The sequence below is a fragment of the Dyadobacter sp. CY347 genome, from assembly GCF_021502655.1.
Taxonomy (GTDB): domain Bacteria; phylum Bacteroidota; class Bacteroidia; order Cytophagales; family Spirosomataceae; genus Dyadobacter.
Genome location: NZ_JAKFFT010000002.1, coordinates 380,478 through 402,120, shown reverse-complemented (window position 1 = coordinate 402,120; position 21,643 = coordinate 380,478). Strand labels below are relative to the sequence as shown.

Here is a 21,643-nt window from a genome sequence, read left to right as displayed (position 1 = left end):
ACATCATGGCTTTTGCCACTAATATTTTCCCAATGAAAAACTCTCTGAGCATGGTTGTGCTGGCCGCTATGGCCTTATGGCTGACCGGTTGCGATACGAAAAAAGAAGATCCCGAAGAATCCAAGGCGTTTATGCTTTCGGACACCATGATGAGCCGCATTATGCTGGATACGGTAAAGACCGAGCCGGTGCGTAACGAGCTGACGCTGGTCGGGAAAGTGGTTCCTGATGAAAATCAGGTGATTAAGATCTACCCCTTGGTAGGCGGCAATGTGGAAGAAGTCGACGTGGAATTGGGCGACAATGTTCGCAAAGGCCAGAAACTGGCTACGATCCGTTCGGGTGAAGTTGCTGATTTTGAAAGACAAATGATTCAGGCACAATCCGATTTGCTCATTGCCCAAAAGAATTTGTCGTCTACCGAGGATCTTTTTGAAAGCAAGCTTGTGCCGGAACGGGACGTGATTACGGCGCGCCAGGTTGTAGACAAAGCACAAGCGGATGTGAGCCGAGTGAAGGAAATTTTCTCGATTTATGGTTTGGGGAAATCTACAAATTACACGGTTAAATCGCCTATTAACGGTTTTATCATTGACAAAAGCGTGAACCGCGGCATGCAGCTGCGCTCGGACAATGCAGAAAGTCTTTTCACAGTCGGGCAGATTGCAGATGTGTGGGTAATGGCCAATGTGAACGAAAGCGACATTCCAAGGATCAAGCTCGGAATGCCTGCCGATGTGCGCACGATCAGCTTTTCCGATGAAGTTTTTAAAGGGAAAGTGGACAAGATTTATAATGTTCTGGACCCGGATACAAAAGCCATGAAAATTCGTATTCAGCTGCAAAATGTGGGTTTAAAACTAAAACCTGAAATGCACGCAACGGTAAACCTGAACTTCGAAGAAGGCGGAGAAATGCAGGCCATTCCATCACAGGCAGTTATTTTTGACCGCAGCAAAAATTGGGTCATGGTCTATCACAGCCGGTCCAACATCGAAACCCGCCCCGTAGAAATCTACCGCTCCCTGGCCAATCGCGCCTACATCACCAGCGGCCTGAAACCCGGCGAAGCCATCATCAGCAAAAACCAACTGCTCGTCTACGACGCGCTTAATGATTAATGCTGAATGAGTGAATGAGTGAATAGAAAAAATAATTCAGTCATTCACTCATTCACTCATTCAAAATTCACTCATTCACTCATCAAAAATGAACAAATTCATTCGGGGAATTGTGGGCTTTTCTTTGAAAAACCGCTTTTTCATATTCTTTATGACAGGCCTGCTGATCATCGCGGGGATTGTCAGCTATCGGGATACGCCGCTGGAAGCGTTTCCGGATGTTACTAATACACAGATCATTATCGTTACGCAATGGAACGGACGAAGCGCAGAGGAGATTGAGCGGTTCGTGACGGTGCCGATTGAAGTTGCGATGAATTCGGTGCAGCAAAAAACGAATGTGCGTAGCACAACAATGTTTGGTCTGAGCATTATCAAGATCATTTTTGATGACAATGTAGAGGATTTCTTTGCGCGGCAACAAGTTAATAATCAGCTTCGTAACATCTCGCTCCCCGACGGCGTCGAGCCGGACGTCCAGCCTCCGTATGGACCGACCGGTGAAATATTCAGGTTTACATTAAAAAGCAAAGACCGCGACAGTCGTGAGCTGCTTACATTGCACAACTGGATTATTGACAGGCAGTTACGGAGCATTCCGGGTGTTGCGGATGTGGTTGCGTTTGGAGGAAGAGAGAAGATCTACGAAGTACAGGTTAACCCTACCAAACTCGTCAAATACAACATTACACCGCTGGAAGTTTATCAGGCTGTGACCAAAAGCAATGTTAATGTAGGCGGTGATGTGATCGAGAAAAACGGACAGGCATATGTGGTGCGTGGAATCGGCTTGCTCAATTCAATCCCTGACATTCAGAACATTATCGTTGAGTTTGTAAAGGATAATCCCGTTTTGGTAAAAGACGTCGCGGATGTAAAAGAATCGGATATGCCGCGTGTTGGCCAGGTCGGGCTGGATGGCAATGATGATGTTGTGGAGGGAATCGTCGTGCAGCGAAAAGGCGAAAATCCGAGTGAAGTGCTCGCGCGTATAAAGGATAAGGTTGAGGAATTGAACACTAAAATCCTTCCGCCGGATGTGAAAATGGTCACCTTTTACGACCGCGACAACCTGATCGAGTTTTGCGCGCATACCGTAAAGCATAACCTCATTGAAGGAATTGTGCTGGTTACTGTGATCGTTTTCCTTTTCATGGCCGACTGGCGCACGACGGTCATTGTGTCCATTATCATTCCGCTTGCGCTTTTGTTCGCATTTATGTGCCTGAAATTGAAGGGAATGTCTGCTAACCTGCTTTCGATGGGGGCGATAGATTTCGGTATCATTATCGATGGCGCTGTTGTGATGGTTGAGGGGATTTTTGTGGCGCTGGATCATTTGGCGCATCGGAATGGAATGGACCGGTTTAACAAACTATCGAAGCTAGGTTTAATTAAAAAGACGGGCGGCGAGCTTGGCAAGGCTATTTTCTTCTCCAAACTGATCATTATCACGGCACTGATCCCCATTTTCAGTTTCCAAAAAGTGGAAGGGAAAATGTTCACCCCACTGGCCTATACGCTCGGTTTCGCATTACTGGGCGCGTTGCTCTATACATTGACGCTCGTTCCGGTTCTGTGCTCGTTGTTGTTAAATAAAAATGTCAGGGAGAAGAGTAATCCGGTCGTTCGTTTCTTTGACAACACGGTGACCAATGGTTTTGAATGGTGCTATAAGCGAAAAAAATTAAGCCTGGTGCTCGCCACGGCTTTCCTGGGGCTGAGCCTGTTTTCTGCCAAATTTCTGGGAACAGAATTCCTGCCTACATTGAATGAGGGAGCACTTTGGGTGGAAGCAAAAATGCCAATGAGCAGCTCGCTGAACGAAACAATCAAGATGGTGACGACCCTCCGTGCCAAACTGAATGAATTTCCGGAAGTAAATGGCGTATTATCCCAAACAGGCCGTTCCAACGACGGAACCGACCCGTCTGGATTTTATTATGTTCAAATGCAGGTCAACCTTAAACCCAAAGACGAATGGAAACGGAAGATCACGCAGGATCAGCTGATCGAGGAAATGGATAAAAAACTGAAACAATTCCAGGGCATTAACTACAATTATTCCCAACCCATTATCGACAATGTGGCCGAAGCAGTGGCGGGGATGAATGCCAGTAATGCGGTAAAAATCTATGGTGATGACCTGGAAACGCTGAATGCGAAAGCAGATCAGGTGCTGCAAGCGATCAAAGACGTGCCCGGGATTAAGGATGTCGGCATTTTGCGGAACATTGGCCAGCCTGAGATCAGCGTGATTTTACATGATCACAAAATGGCACAATACGGGGTAAGTACAGCGGATGCGCAGGCGGTTATCGAAATGGCCATTGGCGGAAAGACTGCTTCGATCTTGTATGAAGGTGAACGGAAATTTGACATTCGTCTGCGTTACGAGGAACAATATCGCAAAACGGTCGACGACATTCAGCAGTTGATGGTGCCTACATTAACCGGTGGGAAAATTCCATTGAAAGAAATATCATCAATCCGCACGGTAACCGGGCCTGCATTTGTGTATCGCGATAATAACAAACGTTTCATCGGTGTCAAATTCTCCGTGCGTGAACGCGACCTGGGCAGCACGATTGCGGATGCCCAAAATCGTGTAAAGCCATTGTTGAAAACCTTGCCAAAAGGTTACTCCGTCAACTGGTCGGGAGAATTTGAAAATCAGGTGCGGGCAACTGCGCGGCTGGGACAAGTGGTTCCTATCAGTTTGATCGGAATATTTATCCTCCTGTTCATCATGTTCAATAATGCAAAAGATGCAGGTTTGGTGCTGATTAATGTGCCCTTTGCATTGATCGGCGGGATCCTGGCCTTGCACGTCACGCACATGAATTTCGGGATATCTGCAGGCGTTGGATTTATTGCACTATTCGGGTTATGCGTCCAGAATGGCGTGATCCTGATCTCAGTCTTTAACAAAAACCTATCAGCAAGAATGTCGCTGGATGAAGCCATACGAGAAGGGGTAAAATCCCGGATCAGGCCAGTGATTATGACCGCATTAATGGCTGCAATCGGTTTATTACCTGCTGCAACGTCCACCGGAATCGGCTCAGAGACACAGAAACCATTGGCGATCGTGGTAATAGGAGGCTTGATTACCGCCACCGTGCTAACCTTGCTGATCTTCCCGATTATATATGGGTTCTTCAATAGGAAAAGCGGGGTGGTGAGGGCTGGTTAGAGGTTTACTCCTCTGCCTGTCACCCTGAGCGTAGTCGAAGGGGCGTTACCACCAAGCAGTGACGCCCCTTCGACTACGCTCAGGGTGACAGGCGCCAGGCCAACAGGTCACAGGGGACAGGCAGGGGACATAGCACGCTTTGCATGCTTACATTCTTACCCTACTTCTGATTCTGAAACGTGATCGTGAAAGTCGTCCCGGTTCCTATCTCTGATTCTACGTCTATGCGGCCGTGGTGGGCGTGGATGATGCTCATGGTTGTGGATAAGCCGATGCCCATGCCATTCATTTTTCCTGTGAAATAGGGCTCGAAAATTTTCTCCATGTGCTCTTCGCTGATGCCGCAGCCGTTGTCGGTGAAGATCACCTGAATGTTCTCTCCCTGGCTTTTGGTTGTGATCCTCAGAATGCCCTTATCCTCTTCCATGGCCTCAATGGCATTGGTAATGATGTTCAGGAAAGCCATTTGCAACGAAACAGGGTCTAGCGGCAAGGCCATTTCCTCTTCCGCAAACTGGTTGACGATCTGGATGCGTTTCAGCTGAACCCGGTCCAGCGCTGCTCCGATGGCTTGAATAAGAACCGTATGGACCGAGCTAGTAACAAGCTCTATATCCGCTGAATTGGACGGTTGTAGAAGCTGTGATATGAGGTCATTAATCCGGTTACAATTCCTTTTAATGATCTGTGTATAAAACCTCTGATCTTCATCAACAAGCTCCATTTCAAGCTGTTCGGCCGAAAGGTTCACATTAGTAAGCGGATTTCTGACCTCATGGGCCAGCATTCTCACTAAACGACCTGTTACAGCCATTTTTTCAGAAAACAACCGCTCTCTCTCCGACTGCTTGCGAGCCGTCATATCATGTAGCCTGCCTTGTATATACGGATGGTCATCGTCCACTTCCAATGTGGCCGAAAAGAGACAATATTTTTTATCACCGTCTTTTGTAAGCAGCCTTACTTCCTGATCGTGGATCGGATGGTCTTTTATGTTTTGCCATAATGAATCAAACTGCGCGTCTTCGAGCAATTCGAGGATATTTTTTAACCTTAGATCGTCTTCGCTATATCCAGTCAATACACTGGCGGACGTGTTCAGGTCGATAATGTTACCAGCGAGATCGCTGATAAAGAGGAAGTCATTGGATTCTTCAAAAATCCGTCGGTAACGTCGCTCGCTGTGTTTCAAAGCTTTCAGCACGGAAGTTCTTTCCAATGCATACCGAATGCTCCTTTCAAGCTTTTCTGAGTCCAGCTCACTTTTGATTAGGTAATCTGCCGCACCGAGCCGCAATGCTTCTACGGCAATTTTGGTATCCCCTTTCCCTGTCAGCAGAATGATCGGTTCTTCACATTCAAACTGGCAGGCTAACTCAATCAGGTCTATCCCCGTGCTTTCACCTAGCAGATAATCAAACAGATAAAGATCGTATTTATGGTCTTTGAGATGCTGCTGCGCGTCCCGGAAGGTCGAACACCAGGTAATATCAAACTTCCAATTGACCAGTTCCTGAAAATATTCACGTGTGAGGAAGTAGTCATCCTCGTCATCATCAACAAGGAGGACCCGTATTAATTTTGTATTCATTCTGTTTTATAGCTCAGCGTAACTCAACAATTAAATGTCAAACTGTTTCATCTTATTGTAGAGTGTCTTTCTGTCAATGTTCAACAGGCGGGCTGCTTTGCTTTTATTGAAATTCACGTCCCTGAGCACTTGCATGATCATGTCGTACTCAGCTTCATTCGCAACTGTTTTAAGGCTTGGCTTCGAGTCGTCGCCATCCAATGTCTCCATAACAGGTGCTGTGATAGTCGTTGCTGCCAATGTTACAGGCTCTTCGTCCAGGTCTTTCAGCTTTCTGTAATTGACGATTTCAAATGGCAGTGATTTCTCCTCGATCAGATCACCATCGGAAAGCAGCGTGGCACGTTTGATGACGTTTTTCAGCTCTCTCAAATTCCCAGGCCATGAATAGTTCAGGAAATCGTTCTTCACGTCTTCCGAAAATCCGCTGACATTCTTATTCAGTTCCACATTTGTTGTATCCAGAAATGTGTTAGCAAACAGCATGAGATCATCTTTCCTGTTTCTCAATGCAGGCACCTCAATCGTGAATTCGTTGAAACGATAGTAAAGGTCTTCTCTGAATTTGCCGTTTTTAGCAGATTCCAGCAGCCTTTCGTTACTGGCTACAATGATCCTTACGTCCAGATCAATTTCTTTTGAACCGCCAATGCGGCGCATCTTACGCTCCTGCACTACACGCAGCAATGCAACCTGTATTTCATAAGACAAATTGGAAACCTCATCCAGGAACAATGTCCCACCATTAGCCATTTCAAAATGACCGATTTTGGTATTTAATGCACCGGTAAATGATCCTTTTTCGTGACCAAAAAGCTCGCTACCAGCCAGTTCCTTGGATATGGCACCGCAGTCCATCGCTACAAAAGGCATATCCCGTCTTTTCGACCGGTTATGGATTTCCGCTGCAATGGCCTCTTTTCCGGATCCGCTTTCTCCGTAAATGATCACGCTGAAATTGGTCGGCGCAACAAGATCCACCTGGCGGAATAGATTATCAGAGACGTCACTTTGACCCATTACATAGCCAGCTTTGGTCCGTGAACTAAGCTTACGGGCAGGTTTTGTGGTCTCGGTCGTGCCGCTGCTTGCTCCGGAAGCAACCGCAGTATATTCAAACTCCTCATTCTCCCTCGATTCCGCGTCCGCAATGGCTTTTTTCACTGTGACCAATATTTCATCCGGAAACAATGGCTTGGTGATGTAGTCATATGCGCCAAGTTTCATCACGCTAACGGCCACCTTTATATCGGAATAGCCTGTTATGATGAGCACGGGAACATTCGGACGTTTTGCTTTGATCGCAGTGAGCAGCTCCGTTCCCGTAATGTCTCCCAAACGGAAGTCGGTCATAACCAAATCAGGCGAGATGGAATCAATCAGGGCGAGGCCGTCTTTACCATTTTGCGCAGTCTCTACTATAAAGTCATTCTTTGATAAAAATCTCTTCAACAAGAAGCAGATATCTGCCTCATCATCAACAACAACAATTTTTTTCATGCCAGGTTTTTAGGGCTAAATCCAGTTCGTTTTGTAAGCTGCTTAAATGGTTACTCTTAATCTTGCAGTTGGGATATTTAATTGCTCCCGGTATTTGGCAACGGTCCTTCTTGCCACAGAATAGCCTTTTTCGGAGAGCATATCTGTAATTTGCTGGTCGTTGTATGGATGTCTTTTGTCCTCCGCCCCTACGATCTCCCGGATCGCTTCCTGAATTTCGCGGTTGGAAACTTCGGTGCCGTCCTCGTTGGTAACGCCTTCTGTGAAAAGGTCTTTCAGTAGCACAATCCCGAAAGGTGTTTGAACATATTTGTTCGTTGTAACCCTCGACACTGTCGAAATGTCCATATTAATGATCTCTGCAACGTCTTTCAGGATCATAGGGCGTAACTTCTTGATGTCGCCCGTTTGAAAATAATCATATTGCAACTTAACGATGGCCCTCAACGTGCTCAGCATGGTATTTTCCCGTTGCTTGATCGCATCGATAAACCATTTCGCCGAATTCATCTTGTTTTTCAGGAACTGGTTTGTGGCCTTATCGTTCTTTTGCTCAGCCATTTGGGTAAACAATTTGTTTAACCTTAATGCCGGGCTGTTTCCCCAGGTTAGCTGCACTTCTATCTCACCGTCCTCAGTATACCGCAGCATGAAATCAGGCTTAATGCTTTCATTCACGATGGAATCATTGCGGAGGCCGGATGCTGGTTTTGGATTCAATGTGGTGATCAGCGCTATGGCTTTCTTCAACGATTCCTCGTCCAGGCCGGTAATGCGCATGATCTTGTCGTAGTTTCTTGAACCTAGCTCATCAAAAGCGTCGGTAACAATCTTGCAAGCCCATTTCCAGGTATCGTCCTGGTTTTCGATGCGGCCTAGCTGAATTTGCAAACATTCCCGAAGGTCGCTGGCCGCGATCCCGGCCGGATCAAGCTGCTGAATGATTTTGAGCATCCAATTGACTTCCTCTGTGTCAATAAACATGCTGTTGGCGAACGAGATATCGTCTGCGATCACATCGCTTTCACGTCTCAGGAACCCGTCTTCGTCCAGTGAATCAAGGATAAAATCGGCGATCAGCTGCTGCCTTTCGTCCAGCCGCAGGAAATGCACCTGCTGTTTAAGATCGTCCCGGAAAGAAATTGTTTCCACCATGGGACGTGTATAAAGCTCATTATCCGGCGACTGGTTATTGGCATAAGTCTTATAATCGGGAACATCATCGTCCCTGAACTCATCCCAGTCGTAATAGTCCTGCATTGTATTATCATCGCCAGTCCCGGTGTCGGCAGGATCCTGAAAATCATCAACAGTATCTTCCGAAGCATTATCATCCTTACCCTCCTCTAAAATAGGATTTTCTTCAAGCTCCTCCTTAATTCTTTGTTCCAGCTCCATTGTTGTCAAATGCAGTAAATTCAGCATCTGAATTTGCAACGGAGAATATTTCAGGGTCTGTCTTTGCGTCTGCGTTTGTCTTTGCATATAGCAACCTAGGGTAAATAATTAGAATTCTTAAAGTTTAAATTTACGACTCTTTATTCAATCTATCTGCAACGTACGGCCCGATAATGAACATTGCGTACTTATTTCCACATTCTGAGTACAATTATTCAGAATGCCTGGCGAACAGACGAACATTTATGCTTCTTACTATTTTCAGAAGACCGGTTTTGCCGTGTTGAACAGACTTGGTCAGGTCAAATATCACCACCTGTTCATGTTTAGATTGAAATCTATAACTTCCTTTTTTTCATTTAGTTACTTTGAAAACTGAGTGGAAAATCAGATCAGACTTCCGGGAACTCAGACTTGAACCTAAAGAAAAGAACGGATAGCCAACGACTGAACATTGCAATCGCGAAGAGGCATACCATCCCTATTAACAAATTTCTTGCCGCACCTGATTCCACAAAAAAACCTTTCATTGCTGAAAGGTTCCTGATATTGACGTTGAAGATCTATGATCAAGCCACGTTAACAGGCTTATCTTCTGTATTCTTTTTTACCCAGCGAAGCCCTTTGAGCAGCAATTCTCTGCCTTCCGGCACCCCATGTTTCACAATTACTTTTTTAACAATCAGCGGCACCACAAAATTGAGTGGCGGTGGCAGGCGACGCAATACGGTCTTGGCAAGAATGGCGTTCACGCCCATTTCAATACCCTTGCCAGAACCGCTGGCAGATCCTGAAAAAAACATGTTCTTTACATAGTCGACCGTGCTTTCAATGGGTGTAGATATTTCCGCTTTTCCGGGATTTGTTGTTGACGATTTCATGGTATGTATGATGAAGTGATAAAGATTTCCGGCAGCTGTAATGCTGCCGGAAACAAGCTATTGATATTTGTTAATTTCTTCTTTGGCAGTGTTAGAATACTCTTCTGCCTTGTCAAGCGCTGCATTTTTATATTCTTCGCCTTCCTCTTTGATCTGGCCGGCTACGTCCGAAGCTTTTTCTTTGCTTTTTTCAAGTGCTTCGATCAGGTCAGTGGCGAGGCTATTCGTTTTCTTTTTGATTTTTGTTCTGGTCTTGTTACCTTCTTCGGGCGCAAATAGTAACCCGATTACTGCTCCAACCGCTGCTGCTGTTACGATTCCCCAAAATGCTTTATTACCATTCATGATGTTCTGCTTTTAATGTGAAAATTTCATTTACATCCGCTCATCCCCAAATCCTATACCAGTGACCGATTGCCCGATAAACGGGATAATCGTTCTACACATCAAATTTTAAATGGCTGTCCCCAATTTTCCGATGCTGCAATTCAAAAGGCTTGTCCGCACGACGAATGGCAGGATTATTGTAAATGAGCCCGTGTATGTGCGTTTTGAAACGATTTGGAATATTTTTAAAACTACCTTCCTTTAAATGACTAAAAATTTTATTTCTGACACATCGCTATGAGGATTGTAATAATTGAAGATGAAAGGGACCTGGGTGTGTTGATGCGCAATTTTCTAGTAAGACAATTAAATATTAAATCCCCGGATGCTTCCATAAAAGTGGCTGTTACGCTTGCTGAGGGCTTTCAATGTATCAGCGAGCTAAAACCGGATTGGATATTCATAGACAATAACTTACCGGATGGAAAAGGGATTGATGAAATTCAGCGCATTAAGATTGCCGAGACATCGAAAGGAACCAAGATCGTCATGATGAGCGCTATGACGAATCTGCGTGAGGAAGCTTTCAAAAGAGGCGCGGATTACTTTCTTGATAAACCGATAAGCTTCGTAGAAGTCAAAAACATATTCACCAATAGCAATATCCGGCACTAAGCTTCGAGCGAATTAACAGTAGAGAATATTGCTTCTAATGTGGATTAGGCCCTTTGATCCGTAGAAATTAATTCTCAGACAGCAGTTTAACGGTTGCCTGCAATTACGCTGACCTAAAATAAAACCGGGCATTTCGTCCCTGATTTCCCCCGCGAGCCTGGCAGTTTTACTTTCTGACTTTTATAACGAACGTGCTTTTTCTTGTCCCTGACACCCTTTTTCTTTTCATAAGGGATCAGTTTGAAATCATACTCAGGAATGAAATAATCTTCCTGGTATTCCGCAACGGGTAAGGGCATGTAATGTCTTCCCGGGAATGTCAGCACATCATACTCATAGTCGTAGAGATATATCGTCACAAAACCATCGCGGCTGTATTTGATCCCAATATCAGAGAAAGGGCTGTTTTCATCCGATGACGCCACGAGCCGCATCATTTCCTTTTGTTTTCCTTTTGCCAGAATGGTCATGTTGTATTGAAAGACGCGATGCAGCGAGTCAATCTGCAGGGCGACTCCCAGATAGTATTTGGCCTCTTTCATTTTGTCTTTGCCCGCATACATTACCGCCGTATTGTTCAATGCGCTTTTATCCTGATAAGCCTGATAGCTTATTTTAGCCTGATCAAATTTGTCCAGATAGCGATATACATTGCCCTGGTTCACATTGTAGAATTTCCGTGAAGGCGCATTGTCAAGTGCTGTTTTAAAATCATTGTAAGCCCCGTCATATCTTGCATTTGCCTCATTCACCTGGTGCCGCTGCTCATGCCTGTTTCCTATATACGCCTGAATGATCCCATGATTATTATGCAGAAAAGGCAGGTCGGGCTTTTCTTTCACCAAGCTGTCAAACAAGGCCATGGATTTATCGAGCTGGTCATTTTCCAGCAACACGATTCCCCATCCGTTCTGTGCGTTCACATTGGCCGGATTGAGCGAAACCGCTTTTTTGAACACCTGATAACCTTTTTTATACATGTCAAAATGCATGAGCAGGTTTCCGTAATTGCTCCACATTAAGTCATAACCTTGCTCATATACCAGGGCTTTCGACAAAAACTGGCCCGCTTCTGAATAGCGCTTCTGGTCGATCATAATGCCACTCAGGCCCGCAAGCGCCTCATAGCGCGTAGGGTCCAGCTTGATCGCTTTTTTAAAATCGTCCTGGGCAGGATTGGTTTGTTTGAGATAATATTCTGAAAAGGCTTTGGTAACAAAAAGATCTGCAAAAAACTTATTATCCTCATTCAGGGCACTTTCGGCCTTCTTGAAATCTTTCAATGCCAGATCATACTTTTTTTGCCCGTAATAGGAAACGGCGCGGCCCAGATAGGCCGACAAATAGGTTGAATCCTTTTTAATAACGCGGTCAAAAAAGGTGAATGCTGTCTGATATTCATGTTTTGACAAGTGCGTATTACCAATCCCGGATTGCAGCGCAGGCGTTTCGCGCTTTAATGTGGAGGCCAGCTTATAATAGCGCTGCGCCTCGCTGATCTGTTTCAAACCATAGAATGAATGCGCCATTCCCAGGTAAGCGTCGCCCCGGAATGTGCGGTCGTCGGTTTCGAGATATTTTTCAAAAACCGCCTTTGCCTCGCCGAACTGATTGAGTGATAACAATGCATTGGCGTAGCGGATCTGTGCTTTCAGATGAGTTCGGGAAACCTTTTCAAAATCCTTTACGGCCCTTTTCTCATTGCCCGTGCGCATAAGCATGTCGCCTCTTTGCAGCCGGTAAGCCATTTCGTCTTTTTGGCGGATGGCCGTTGCCATTTCGTCCACGGCTTCGGGAAGCTTACCATTGTATTTGTAAATCATCCCAAGATTGTAATTCCATTTTCCGCTGGAATTTTTTGCACTGTTGCCTTGTGCATAGCCCAAAGCTTCGCCGTATTTTTTCTGCTTGCCGTAAGAAACCAATGTGTTCAATATAGCTTGCGTGCCGCCCGGTGCGTCTGAAAAGTCATTTCTTGCTGCGGCATAGTTGCCGGACAACATACTAAAAAGACCCCTGTTATAATGTAGATGCGGTTCCTGGCTGCTCAGGTCCAGTTCTTCCATAATGTGATGCGCCTTCTGATAGTTACCGAGCAGTGCCAGGATGACGGCCTCATTGTTCATGCGCTGCACGGAATCGGAAGCTTGAAAAGCCTGTTTGTGATACAATGCGTAGGTGGCTTGCAGATTACGGATGCCTCTTTGGTAAGTGTCTTCGCGGAGCAGTGCAGGATTATTTTCTTCGAAGGAGCGGTTGAAAACGGGAAGGAGTTCTTTGACTATTCGCTGGCATTCATTGAAATCTTGTGCTGATGTTGCCCTGGGAGTTAAGAGCGTCAACATGAGCAACATACCTAAAATAAAAACCAGGCGGATCTTTTGTACCATTACCGAAAAAAGATGGCTCAAAAGACCGAACCTACAAGTAATGTTTCAGATTTACAATAATTCCGGTAGCCGATTAATAGAATCCGCTAAAAATATAATTTTTTCAATAAATAAGATTATGGAAACCAGAACTATTTTTACACAGTTAATCCTGTTCTGTTTGTAAAAGATGTAATGTTTTTCAAGTGTGCCAACGCTTGCTCCAAGCCGGATCAAAAAGCCTTGCTTCGATTAGGGGCATATTATTTCAAAATTAATATCTTGCAAATACTAAATTTCGCCAGACCCATTCTTATAAACTGCCTAGGACTGCACAAGGAAGGGTTTGGTACAAACGATTTTTATAAATAATTCAACTTGATATGCCCCCGGTTAATAAAGATAAATTCATAGTATATCAGGTCTTTACCCGCTTATTCGGGAACCAGTGCTCGACGAATAAACTATACGGCTCCATCGAAGAAAATGGCTGCGGAAAGTTCAATGATGTTACCGAAACTGCCCTTGCTGCACTGAGTGATTTTGGCATTACGCACGTATGGTACACCGGCGTGCTCGAACATGCAACATTAACCGATTACAGCCAATTTGGAATAAACACCGACCATCCGCTGATCGTTAAAGGAAAAGCCGGTTCGCCCTATGCAGTGAAGGACTATTATGATGTGGATCCGGATCTGGCTGTGGATGTGAACAACCGCATGCATGAGTTTGAGCAGCTTGTGCAGCGCACGCATGAGAAGGGCTTGAAAGTGATTATTGACTTCATTCCTAATCATGTTGCCAGACAATATCTTTCCGATGCGAAGCCTTCCGACGTCCGGGATTTTGGTGAGGATGATGATAACACTGTGGCTTTTAACCCAAAAAACAATTTTTACTATATCCCTAACCACGATTTTGTGGTTCCGGAAGGTCATAAGCCGCCTGTTGAAATTACTGCACCGTATCACGAAAGGCCTGCCAAAGCAACCGGCAACGACGTTTTCCAGGCACAGCCAAGCCAGTATGACTGGTATGAGACCATTAAGCTGAACTATGGGGTGGATTATCAAAACGGCGGCTTGCGCTACTTTGATCCGATTCCTTCGACTTGGCTGAAAATGTATGATATCCTTCGGTTCTGGACTGAAAAAGGCGTGGATGGTTTTCGGTGTGATATGGCGGAAATGGTGCCGGCGGAGTTCTGGGCGTGGGTGATCCCGAAGATTAAGGAGCTGAAAGACAGCGTAATTTTTATTGCCGAAATTTACAATCCTACCCAATATCATCAGTATATCAAAACAGGAAAGTTTGATTACCTGTATGATAAAGTCGGCCTATACAATTCGTTGCGAAGCCTGATCGAAGGACATGGGACGGTGGAGGACATTACCCGCATCTGGCAGCAGGAATCGGGAGATATCAGTGAAAATATGCTCCGGTTTCTTGAAAATCACGATGAGCAGCGCATTGCATCCCGATATTTTGCAGGCGACCCGTGGGCGGCGGTTCCGGCCATGACATTGAGTGCGACGTTACATACGGGCCCGGTGATGATCTATTTCGGGCAGGAGCTGGGCGTAAATCCGGTAGAGCCAGAAGGCTTCCAAGGCGATGACGGGCGGACCACGATTTTTGATTACTGGGGCGTTACAGAATTTCAGCAGTGGGTAAATGGCGGGAAGTTTGACCTGGAAAAACTAGATGCAGATCAGAAAAAATTACGCACATTTTACGAAACACTGAACCGGTTCGTCCGCGAAAACGAGGCCGTTTATGCCGGATCGTTTTATGACCTGCAATACGCGAATATTGACGGCCAGTCTCAAAATTACGATAAGCGGTTGCAATACAGCTATTTGCGCTTTACAGAAAACCAAAAGCTGCTTTTTATCTACAATTTTGATAAAGAAAAAACCGTTGAAACAACCGTAAAAATCCCACAGGATGCGTGGACAAACTTTTTGAAATTAGATAACACGGCGGCTTACAGATTGAAACCGGTTTTCCCGGCACTTCTTCCTTCTCCCAGCCTTAGGACCAACGAGATCACATCAACAGGTGTGCAGGTGGGGCTGCTGCCCAACTCGGTTTCGGTCTATGAAATTGAAGCAAAATGAGCATGATCAGATTCGGAATGCTTAAATTTGGTTCAGGCAAATGTTTAATTGACAGTTATAAAGCGTAAACTTTACGCAAAAAAAGGAATTTCAGCATGATCAGAGTTATTGTTCTATCCATTTATCTTCTTTCGTCAACCGGTTCATTTGCGCAACTGGCTGTTCAGAAGGTGTTTTCACAAAAAATGGATTTACCGGAGAGCAGGGACATTGGCACACAGGTCCTGCGTATGGGGGAATCGTTTCTGGGAACGCCTTATGTTGGCGGAACATTGGAAGGAAATCCAACAGAACGGCTTGTCTGCAAATTCGATGGCCTGGATTGCACTACACTGGTGGAAAGCGCTGTGGCACTGGCCATTGCCAAAAATGAAAATCCTACTTACGAAGGCTTCAAACATGAGCTTACCAAGTTGCGTTACCGCGAGGGTGTTATAGACGGCTATCCATCCAGGCTGCATTATGTGCTGGATTGGATGTATGAAAATGAAAAGCGTGGAAGGCTGGAAAACATTACCACCAAAGTGGGCGGCATTCCCTTCAGAAAGGAAATCAACTTTATGTCCAATCACGCGAACCTGTATCCGTCTATGGCTGAAACTGCGGTTTGGGAAAAAGTACGCGAGCAGGAAAGTATCATTAATACGCGTGAACACACCTACATTCCCAAATCTGGCATTCACAAAGCTGAGCCCATGCTGCACGACGGCGATATTGTAGCATTTACTTCTTCGGTGGAAGGGCTCGACGTTAACCATATGGGGATCATTTCAAAAATGGGCAGCCGCGCTTATCTGATCCACGCGTCGTCTACCGGCAAAAAGGTGATAATGACGAGCGTTCCGCTTGCTGAATATGTGGCTTCGGTCCCCAAGCATACGGGAATGATCGTGGCGCGACTCAACGATATCTGATCCAATGAATGAATTTTTTAATATGCTCGATTATCGGAACCTGCCATGGCTAATCGTGCTACTGGCGACTGTCATCGGTCTGATAACAAGTGCAATAGTTATTAATCTTATCAAAATTACAGCTTCAAAAAAGGAATGGCGAGCTGTGAGGGCCATTCGGGAAAATCTGACCAGTGTCCTCTACTTCTTCATCCCGCTTGTTTTAGTTACAGCAGCGCTCAAAACCTATTCTTTCGGAAATAAAGATTACTACTGGACATTCACGATCAGCAAAGTGCTGTTGATCGCAGTGACCACATGGCTTATGACGCGCATTGTCATTATTGTCGAAAAAGTCCTGATAGACCAGCTGGATTTCACCTCACCGGACAATAACCAGGCGCGGCGCATGTTCACGAAGATCAAGTTTGTGAAGCGCATTGTGATTATCCTGATCATTATCATTGGTATTTCGATCCTGTTACTGAGCTTCGAAAGCGTGCGGCAATATGGTGTCGGCATCCTTACTTCTGCGGGAATTTTCAGTGTGATCATTGGTTTTGCAGCACAAAAGTCTTTGGCAAATCTCATGGCCGGAATCCAGATCGCATTCACTCAGCCCATTAAAATCGATGACGTTGTGATTGTGGAAGGCGAATGGGGACGCATTGAAGAGATAAACTTAACCTATGTGGTGGTCAACATCTGGGATCTGCGAAGGATTGTACTGCCGATCACTTACTTTATTGAAACACCATTCCAAAACTGGACGCGCAATGACAGCGCGCTGATTGGGACTGCTTTTTTTCAGCTCAATTATCTGACGCCCGTTGCCAAACTCAGGGAAAAACTGAAAGAGATCCTGGAAGCGACACCCCTTTGGGATGGTCGTTCGTGGGCATTGCAAGTAACTGATACACAGGGACAACTAATGGTTGTGAGGGCTATAATGTCAGCAAGAAATTCATCCCAAACATTTGACCTGCGCTGCCTGGTGCGTGAGAAAATGATCGAATTTATTTCACAGGAATATCCGGAAGCATTGCCCAGTCACCGGATCGAAGAAGCCCATAAGCAGGATAATATGCTACCCGAAACGAAGCTTAACAGATAAAAGAATGGCCCCCGGAATATCCGGAGGCCATTTTTTTCTTACTACTCACCTAACTCAATTTAACATCCCACTCGCGGAATAGCCAGTTGAAGTTTCTGTTGCAAATGACATTTAAGGGTGTTAAACGCACATTAATACCGAATTAAATAAGTGTTAAAAAGGAGGAAATTTCAAAATGAAGGTTGTTCCCGCGCCCATCACCGACTCAACTTCAATGCTGGCGCCCTGCATGTTAATAATGCGTTTGGTCAATGCGAGCCCTATGCCATAACCGGCCTTGCTGATGGTGGTGGCGCTCCGATAGAATGTATCAAAAATATAAGGCAGCTCATCAGGCGCGATGCCGATGCCCACGTCCTTGAAGTAGATCTTAATGAGGTCTTTTTGTATTTCAAGAAACACATTTACTGTTCCGTCGCTGGAATATTTGCAGGCATTGTCCATCAGGTTCATAAAAGCCGTTTTCAGCAGGCTTTCATCGCCATATCGCTTCAACTGCTCCTCATCCTCAGGAATATTATCGTAATGTATATGGACTTCATAGCCAGGGTTTTTCTGTTGTACGGATGCTTTGGCCTGCCAGAGCACTTCGTCCACCCTGATCTTTGAGAATGTTACCCGAAATGCATGTTCTTCTGTCCTGGCCAGTTCCAGCAGCCTGCTGACGAGCTCATTCATTTCCCGGGCCTCCGACCAGATTCCCTTCAATGCAACCTTATATTCTTCCGTAGCGCGGTCCTTCATCAGGCTGAGTTCGGCCTCGCTCATGATCAATGCAAGCGGCGTCCGCAGCTCGTGCGATGCGTGGGAAACAAAGTTCTTTTGGGCAATGAATGCGATCTCGAGCCGGCCAAGCATTTGGTTAAATGTTTGCGCGAGTGTTGCGAGTTCGTCTTTTTCGCGTCCTACCGTAACTTTTTCATGCAGGTTACCTGCCGAAATGTTGTTAACCTGTGAAATGATGTCGGAAACGGGTTTAATGGCATCATTGGCAAACTGCCAGCCAGCCACGCCCACGAGAATAAGCGATAAGAGCCACCCGATTAAAAGAATCTCGCGAAGCCTCTTCAACTGGTTCATCCCGGGGAAATCGTTAGCAACAGCCATGACGACCCAGGGTTTTCTGTGATCCTGTAACACGTGCCTGATAATGATGGCTTCCATATTATCATGCTTGGTGCGGATTTCCCGGCCGCTTCGCGCCTCTGCCAATATAGTTTTCGAAAGCGTAAATTTCTCGTCCCCACTCGTAAATATCAGCGAATCGGCGCCGTCGTAGATCGTGATTTCTTCGTTGAGCAGACTCGTATTATTTGCTTCTTCAATTTTTTCAATGTCCGCTTTGCTAATGTCCTGGCTCGCTTCCACCAACTGGGCAATGGTCTGCCCGCGTTCGTTCAGAAAAGAATAGAATTGCTTTTCCCTGTACTGGTCGTAAAAAAAGTAAATGGCAATACAGAACAGCGCCATGATGGAACCTACCAGCATGGTAAAAAGCAATGTCAGGCGGGACTTGATGTTCATTCTTCCTTGAAGATGTAACCCATTCCTACTACGGTATGGATCAGCTTATTGGGATAATCCTTATCCACTTTTTTTCTTAAAAAATTAATATAAACATCAATCACATTGGTCCCTGTATCAAAGCGTATGTCCCAGACCTGTTCGGCAATGTCTACACGCGAAACCACGCGGCCTTTGTTCCGCATCAGATATTCCAGCAGGGCAAATTCTTTGGCGGTAAGATCGATGCGGTTTCCGCCGCGGCGGGCCACTTTCTCGTCCAGATTGAGTTCCAGATCGGCCAGGCTGAGAATTTGATTGGACTGTTCTCGGTTGCTGTTTCGTTGTGACAAAACCTTGATACGCGCAATCAATTCCCTGAATTCGAATGGTTTAACAAGATAGTCATCCCCGCCCGCCTCAAAGCCGTCAAGCTTGTCATCAATGGTTCCTAATGCGGTCAGGAAGAGGATTGGAGTGGCCAGGCCATCATTGCGAAGCTGGCGGGCGAGGTCATATCCGTTCAGTAAAGGCAGGTTAACGTCCAGAATGATCACATCAAAACGATAGTTTGAAGCCATTTTCTTTCCTACCTGCCCATCATATGCCAATTCGACTTCCCAAGATTGTTCTTCAAGGCCTCGTTTCAGAAACCCGGCGAGCTTGGGTTCGTCTTCGACAATTAAAATCTTCATATGAGTGGTGAGCAAATTTATTTGCCAAATGTTGCACAGAATTTCTCTTAAAAAAAGGCTGTCCGAAAATATCGGGCAGCCTTTTCGTCTATATCCACACCATTAGAACGGCTGCAACAATGTGCGTTTCGTTCTATTATAATGCAAAATACAAATTACTTATTATAAAACATAGGCAATTGGCCAATAATGCAAAATTAAATGCAAGTATTTCAGTAATAGTCAGTTCCATTATCAAACTCAGACCGCTCGTCAAAAGCACCGAAATCGTCTTCGGCCAGGCGCATTCCTTTCACCGCCTTTTTGATCAACCCTATCTGACCTGCATGATAAACATCGTGCTGGATAACACCATGAATAAGAGTATAATAGCTATAATCCCGGCCCGGCACAAATTCTTCCAGAAAGCTGTCACTTTCGATTTTTTCAAGCTCTGAGATCAATTCTTCCTGTGAAAGGCTAAGTTCCATTTGGATGGCTTCCCACTCAAACTCGTCCACCAAAGGAAATTTCTTCCAGTCCTTATCCTGCGTTTTAATGTCGAACTCGGCATCGCCCTGAATTTTCCGCACGGCAAAGATGCGCCATGTGGTCATGTGATATACGATCTCGGCAATTGAATGTGTATTGGTGCTCAACCTGACTTCCGCCATTTTCGGTGTTACGTCACGCAATGCTTCCACCACAGACGGCCCATACCATGCCTCTTCACTTTCGTAGGAATCGTTCAGTACATCTATGATCCTTAAAATTTCTTCTTTTGTTTCCATATAAAATGAGTGAGTTTGTGCGATGTTAAATGATTTCCGGTTTGCTACAACCAATTTAGTTTTTTAATAGTCCTGAAAGATATCTGCAACGAATAAAACTAAAAAATTGAGCTAAGAAATTACCAAAAATAAAATCTTCAATTTCAAAATTCGTTTAATTATCATATTTAAATATAAGAAAGAAACATGTTAAAGAAAGCTTCATTATTCATACTCATGGCAGGATTTGGAATGATGTCCTGCTCCAAAGATCCTATCAGTGATTTATCAACGGAAGAAACCCTCGTTTACATAACCAATCACGATAAAGCCGCTAATTTCAATCAATATAAGACATTCAGCATTGTGGATTCGGTCCTGGTTGTGGAAAACGGGCAGGCGGGAACCGCATTGAGCGAGCTGGACAGGGACGTTTTGATCCGCATTATCTCCAACATGGAAAAGCTGGGTTATAAGTATGTAAGCCCCAAAAGCAAGCCGGATATCGGCATCAATGCCAGCTGGATCACGAACACCTACCTAAATGTGGTTTCACAACCTGTATCCTCTTATTATGGCGGTTACTGGGGCGGCGGCGGATATGGTTACGGTTACCCGAATTATTACCAGTATTACCAAACCAGTGAAAGTTACTGGCTTATTTCCATGCTCGATTTCAAAAACCCGAACACCGTGGACAAGACATTTAAGGTGGTGTGGGACGCGCAGATCCGCGGTGCAGGAATCGGTGACAGACAATTTGTGGACACAATGGTTGACTCGATTTTTGGTCAGTCAGGTTATTTAAAAATTAATTAAAATGAAGAAAATCATCATTATTGCCCTTTTCGTCATGGGTGCGCTTACATCATACGCGCAGGAACCGGCGCCGAAGCTTTATACACTCCCCTCTCCTTTTGAACGCTACACGCATTACCTGGCCACTGCCAGGCTCATGGGCGCAGTGCCATTGGGATCATTCTCTAACAATTACATTGATAAGGCATCTTTTCAAAACTATTCGATCTCCATTGAATGGGTTTTAAGGAATTCACCGATCTCTGTCGGCGGCGAAATAGGGTCTACGTATTTTGAAAAACGGATTCCGAGAGCATTGTATCAAAATGGTGACGAAGCACTTTCAGCCGTACAGACACGCACCGTTTCACAATATCCGGTCGAAATTTTCGGGAATTATCACATTTTACCCAGAACATCCAGCATTCAGCCCTATGTGCAGTTAAGCGGCGGTGTGAGCATTCTGGATTATACTTTGTTTTACGGGAATCTGGCGTCTCAGGATCAGAAAGTCCGGCCGAAATATGGCATTGGGGTAGGTTCAAAATTCCTTTTCAAACGGGATGGAGCGTTCGGTGTGGACGTTCGTGTTAAGTATGATGGCGTTTCTTATAAGCATGAATATATTGATAAAGGGATTTCCTCTGTGAACGGGTCAATTGGTTTATTCTATCGGTGGTGGTAAGTTTGCCCGATCCTTTTCATCAATC

At 45.2% G+C, this 21,643-nt stretch carries 17 protein-coding genes; 8 read left to right on the top strand and 9 right to left on the bottom strand.

All coding sequences use genetic code 11. The annotated features are described in order from the left end of the window. The first annotated feature begins 32 nt into the window (after window positions 1-32). Together L0659_RS02500 and L0659_RS02495 are read left to right on the top strand one after the other, a co-directional pair. Window positions 33-1,121, top strand: coding sequence for an efflux RND transporter periplasmic adaptor subunit (locus L0659_RS02500; protein WP_235124013.1), 1,089 nt, complete (start codon window positions 33-35; stop codon window positions 1,119-1,121). An 88-nt stretch (window positions 1,122-1,209) separates the two neighbouring features. Then, window positions 1,210-4,317, top strand: coding sequence for an efflux RND transporter permease subunit (locus tag L0659_RS02495; RefSeq protein WP_235124012.1), 3,108 nt, complete (start codon window positions 1,210-1,212; stop codon window positions 4,315-4,317). A gap of 160 nt (window positions 4,318-4,477) precedes the next feature. Here L0659_RS02495 and L0659_RS02490 read toward each other — a convergent pair whose 3' ends face one another. From L0659_RS02490 to L0659_RS02470, 5 genes are all read right to left on the bottom strand, one after another. Next, window positions 4,478-5,908, bottom strand: a complete 1,431-nt coding sequence (locus L0659_RS02490) for an ATP-binding protein (RefSeq protein WP_235124011.1) — start codon at window positions 5,906-5,908, stop codon at window positions 4,478-4,480. 30 nt (window positions 5,909-5,938) lie between these two features. Then, window positions 5,939-7,408: a sigma-54 dependent transcriptional regulator gene (locus L0659_RS02485; RefSeq protein ID WP_235124010.1), complete on the bottom strand. Its 1,470-nt coding sequence runs from the start codon at window positions 7,406-7,408 to the stop codon at window positions 5,939-5,941. Window positions 7,409-7,450: 42 nt separating this feature from the next. Beyond that, complete coding sequence (gene rpoN, locus L0659_RS02480) at window positions 7,451-8,893, bottom strand: RNA polymerase factor sigma-54 (RefSeq protein WP_235124009.1); 1,443 nt, start codon at window positions 8,891-8,893, stop codon at window positions 7,451-7,453. Between the two features lie 482 nt (window positions 8,894-9,375). Then, window positions 9,376-9,687: a hypothetical protein gene (locus L0659_RS02475; RefSeq protein ID WP_235124007.1), complete on the bottom strand. Its 312-nt coding sequence runs from the start codon at window positions 9,685-9,687 to the stop codon at window positions 9,376-9,378. 57 nt (window positions 9,688-9,744) lie between these two features. Then, entirely contained in the window at window positions 9,745-10,032 is a 288-nt protein-coding gene (locus L0659_RS02470; protein WP_235124005.1) for a YtxH domain-containing protein, read from the bottom strand. A 279-nt stretch (window positions 10,033-10,311) separates the two neighbouring features. Between L0659_RS02470 and L0659_RS02465 the strand changes: the two genes are divergently transcribed. Beyond that, window positions 10,312-10,689, top strand: a complete 378-nt coding sequence (locus tag L0659_RS02465) for a response regulator (RefSeq protein ID WP_235124004.1) — start codon at window positions 10,312-10,314, stop codon at window positions 10,687-10,689. 113 nt (window positions 10,690-10,802) lie between these two features. Here the strand turns inward: L0659_RS02465 and L0659_RS02460 are convergent, their stop codons facing one another. Further along, window positions 10,803-13,079, bottom strand: coding sequence for a hypothetical protein (locus L0659_RS02460; protein WP_235124003.1), 2,277 nt, complete (start codon window positions 13,077-13,079; stop codon window positions 10,803-10,805). Window positions 13,080-13,441: 362 nt separating this feature from the next. Between L0659_RS02460 and L0659_RS02455 the strand changes: the two genes are divergently transcribed. The 3 genes from L0659_RS02455 to L0659_RS02445 all read left to right on the top strand — a co-directional run bounded on the left by L0659_RS02455 (window position 13,442) and on the right by L0659_RS02445 (window position 17,188). Beyond that, window positions 13,442-15,181, top strand: coding sequence for an alpha-amylase family protein (locus L0659_RS02455; protein ID WP_235124001.1), 1,740 nt, complete (start codon window positions 13,442-13,444; stop codon window positions 15,179-15,181). A gap of 95 nt (window positions 15,182-15,276) precedes the next feature. Next, the gene (locus L0659_RS02450) at window positions 15,277-16,095 is read left to right on the top strand and encodes an N-acetylmuramoyl-L-alanine amidase-like domain-containing protein (RefSeq protein WP_235124000.1); all 819 of its coding nucleotides are present in this window, start codon (window positions 15,277-15,279) and stop codon (window positions 16,093-16,095) included. Between the two features lie 4 nt (window positions 16,096-16,099). Continuing rightward, on the top strand, window positions 16,100-17,188 hold the full coding sequence (locus L0659_RS02445; RefSeq protein ID WP_235123998.1) for a mechanosensitive ion channel family protein: 1,089 nt from the start codon (window positions 16,100-16,102) through the stop codon (window positions 17,186-17,188). 153 nt (window positions 17,189-17,341) lie between these two features. Here L0659_RS02445 and L0659_RS02440 read toward each other — a convergent pair whose 3' ends face one another. The 3 genes from L0659_RS02440 to L0659_RS02430 all read right to left on the bottom strand — a co-directional run bounded on the left by L0659_RS02440 (window position 17,342) and on the right by L0659_RS02430 (window position 20,156). Next, window positions 17,342-18,712, bottom strand: a complete 1,371-nt coding sequence (locus L0659_RS02440) for a HAMP domain-containing sensor histidine kinase (RefSeq protein WP_235123996.1) — start codon at window positions 18,710-18,712, stop codon at window positions 17,342-17,344. Next, complete coding sequence (locus tag L0659_RS02435; RefSeq protein ID WP_235123995.1) at window positions 18,709-19,386, bottom strand: response regulator transcription factor; 678 nt, start codon at window positions 19,384-19,386, stop codon at window positions 18,709-18,711. Before L0659_RS02435 ends, L0659_RS02440 begins: the two co-directional genes overlap by 4 nt. Before the next feature lie 212 nt (window positions 19,387-19,598). After that, window positions 19,599-20,156 (bottom strand): DinB family protein, encoded by a 558-nt coding sequence (locus L0659_RS02430; protein ID WP_235123994.1) that lies wholly within the window; start codon window positions 20,154-20,156, stop codon window positions 19,599-19,601. 186 nt (window positions 20,157-20,342) lie between these two features. Here L0659_RS02430 and L0659_RS02425 point away from each other — a divergent pair, with 186 nt between their 5' ends. Beyond that, window positions 20,343-20,954: a DUF4136 domain-containing protein gene (locus tag L0659_RS02425; RefSeq protein WP_235123993.1), complete on the top strand. Its 612-nt coding sequence runs from the start codon at window positions 20,343-20,345 to the stop codon at window positions 20,952-20,954. Between the two features lies 1 nt (window position 20,955). Beyond that, entirely contained in the window at window positions 20,956-21,618 is a 663-nt protein-coding gene (locus L0659_RS02420; protein WP_235123992.1) for a hypothetical protein, read from the top strand. Window positions 21,619-21,643 lie beyond the last annotated feature (25 nt).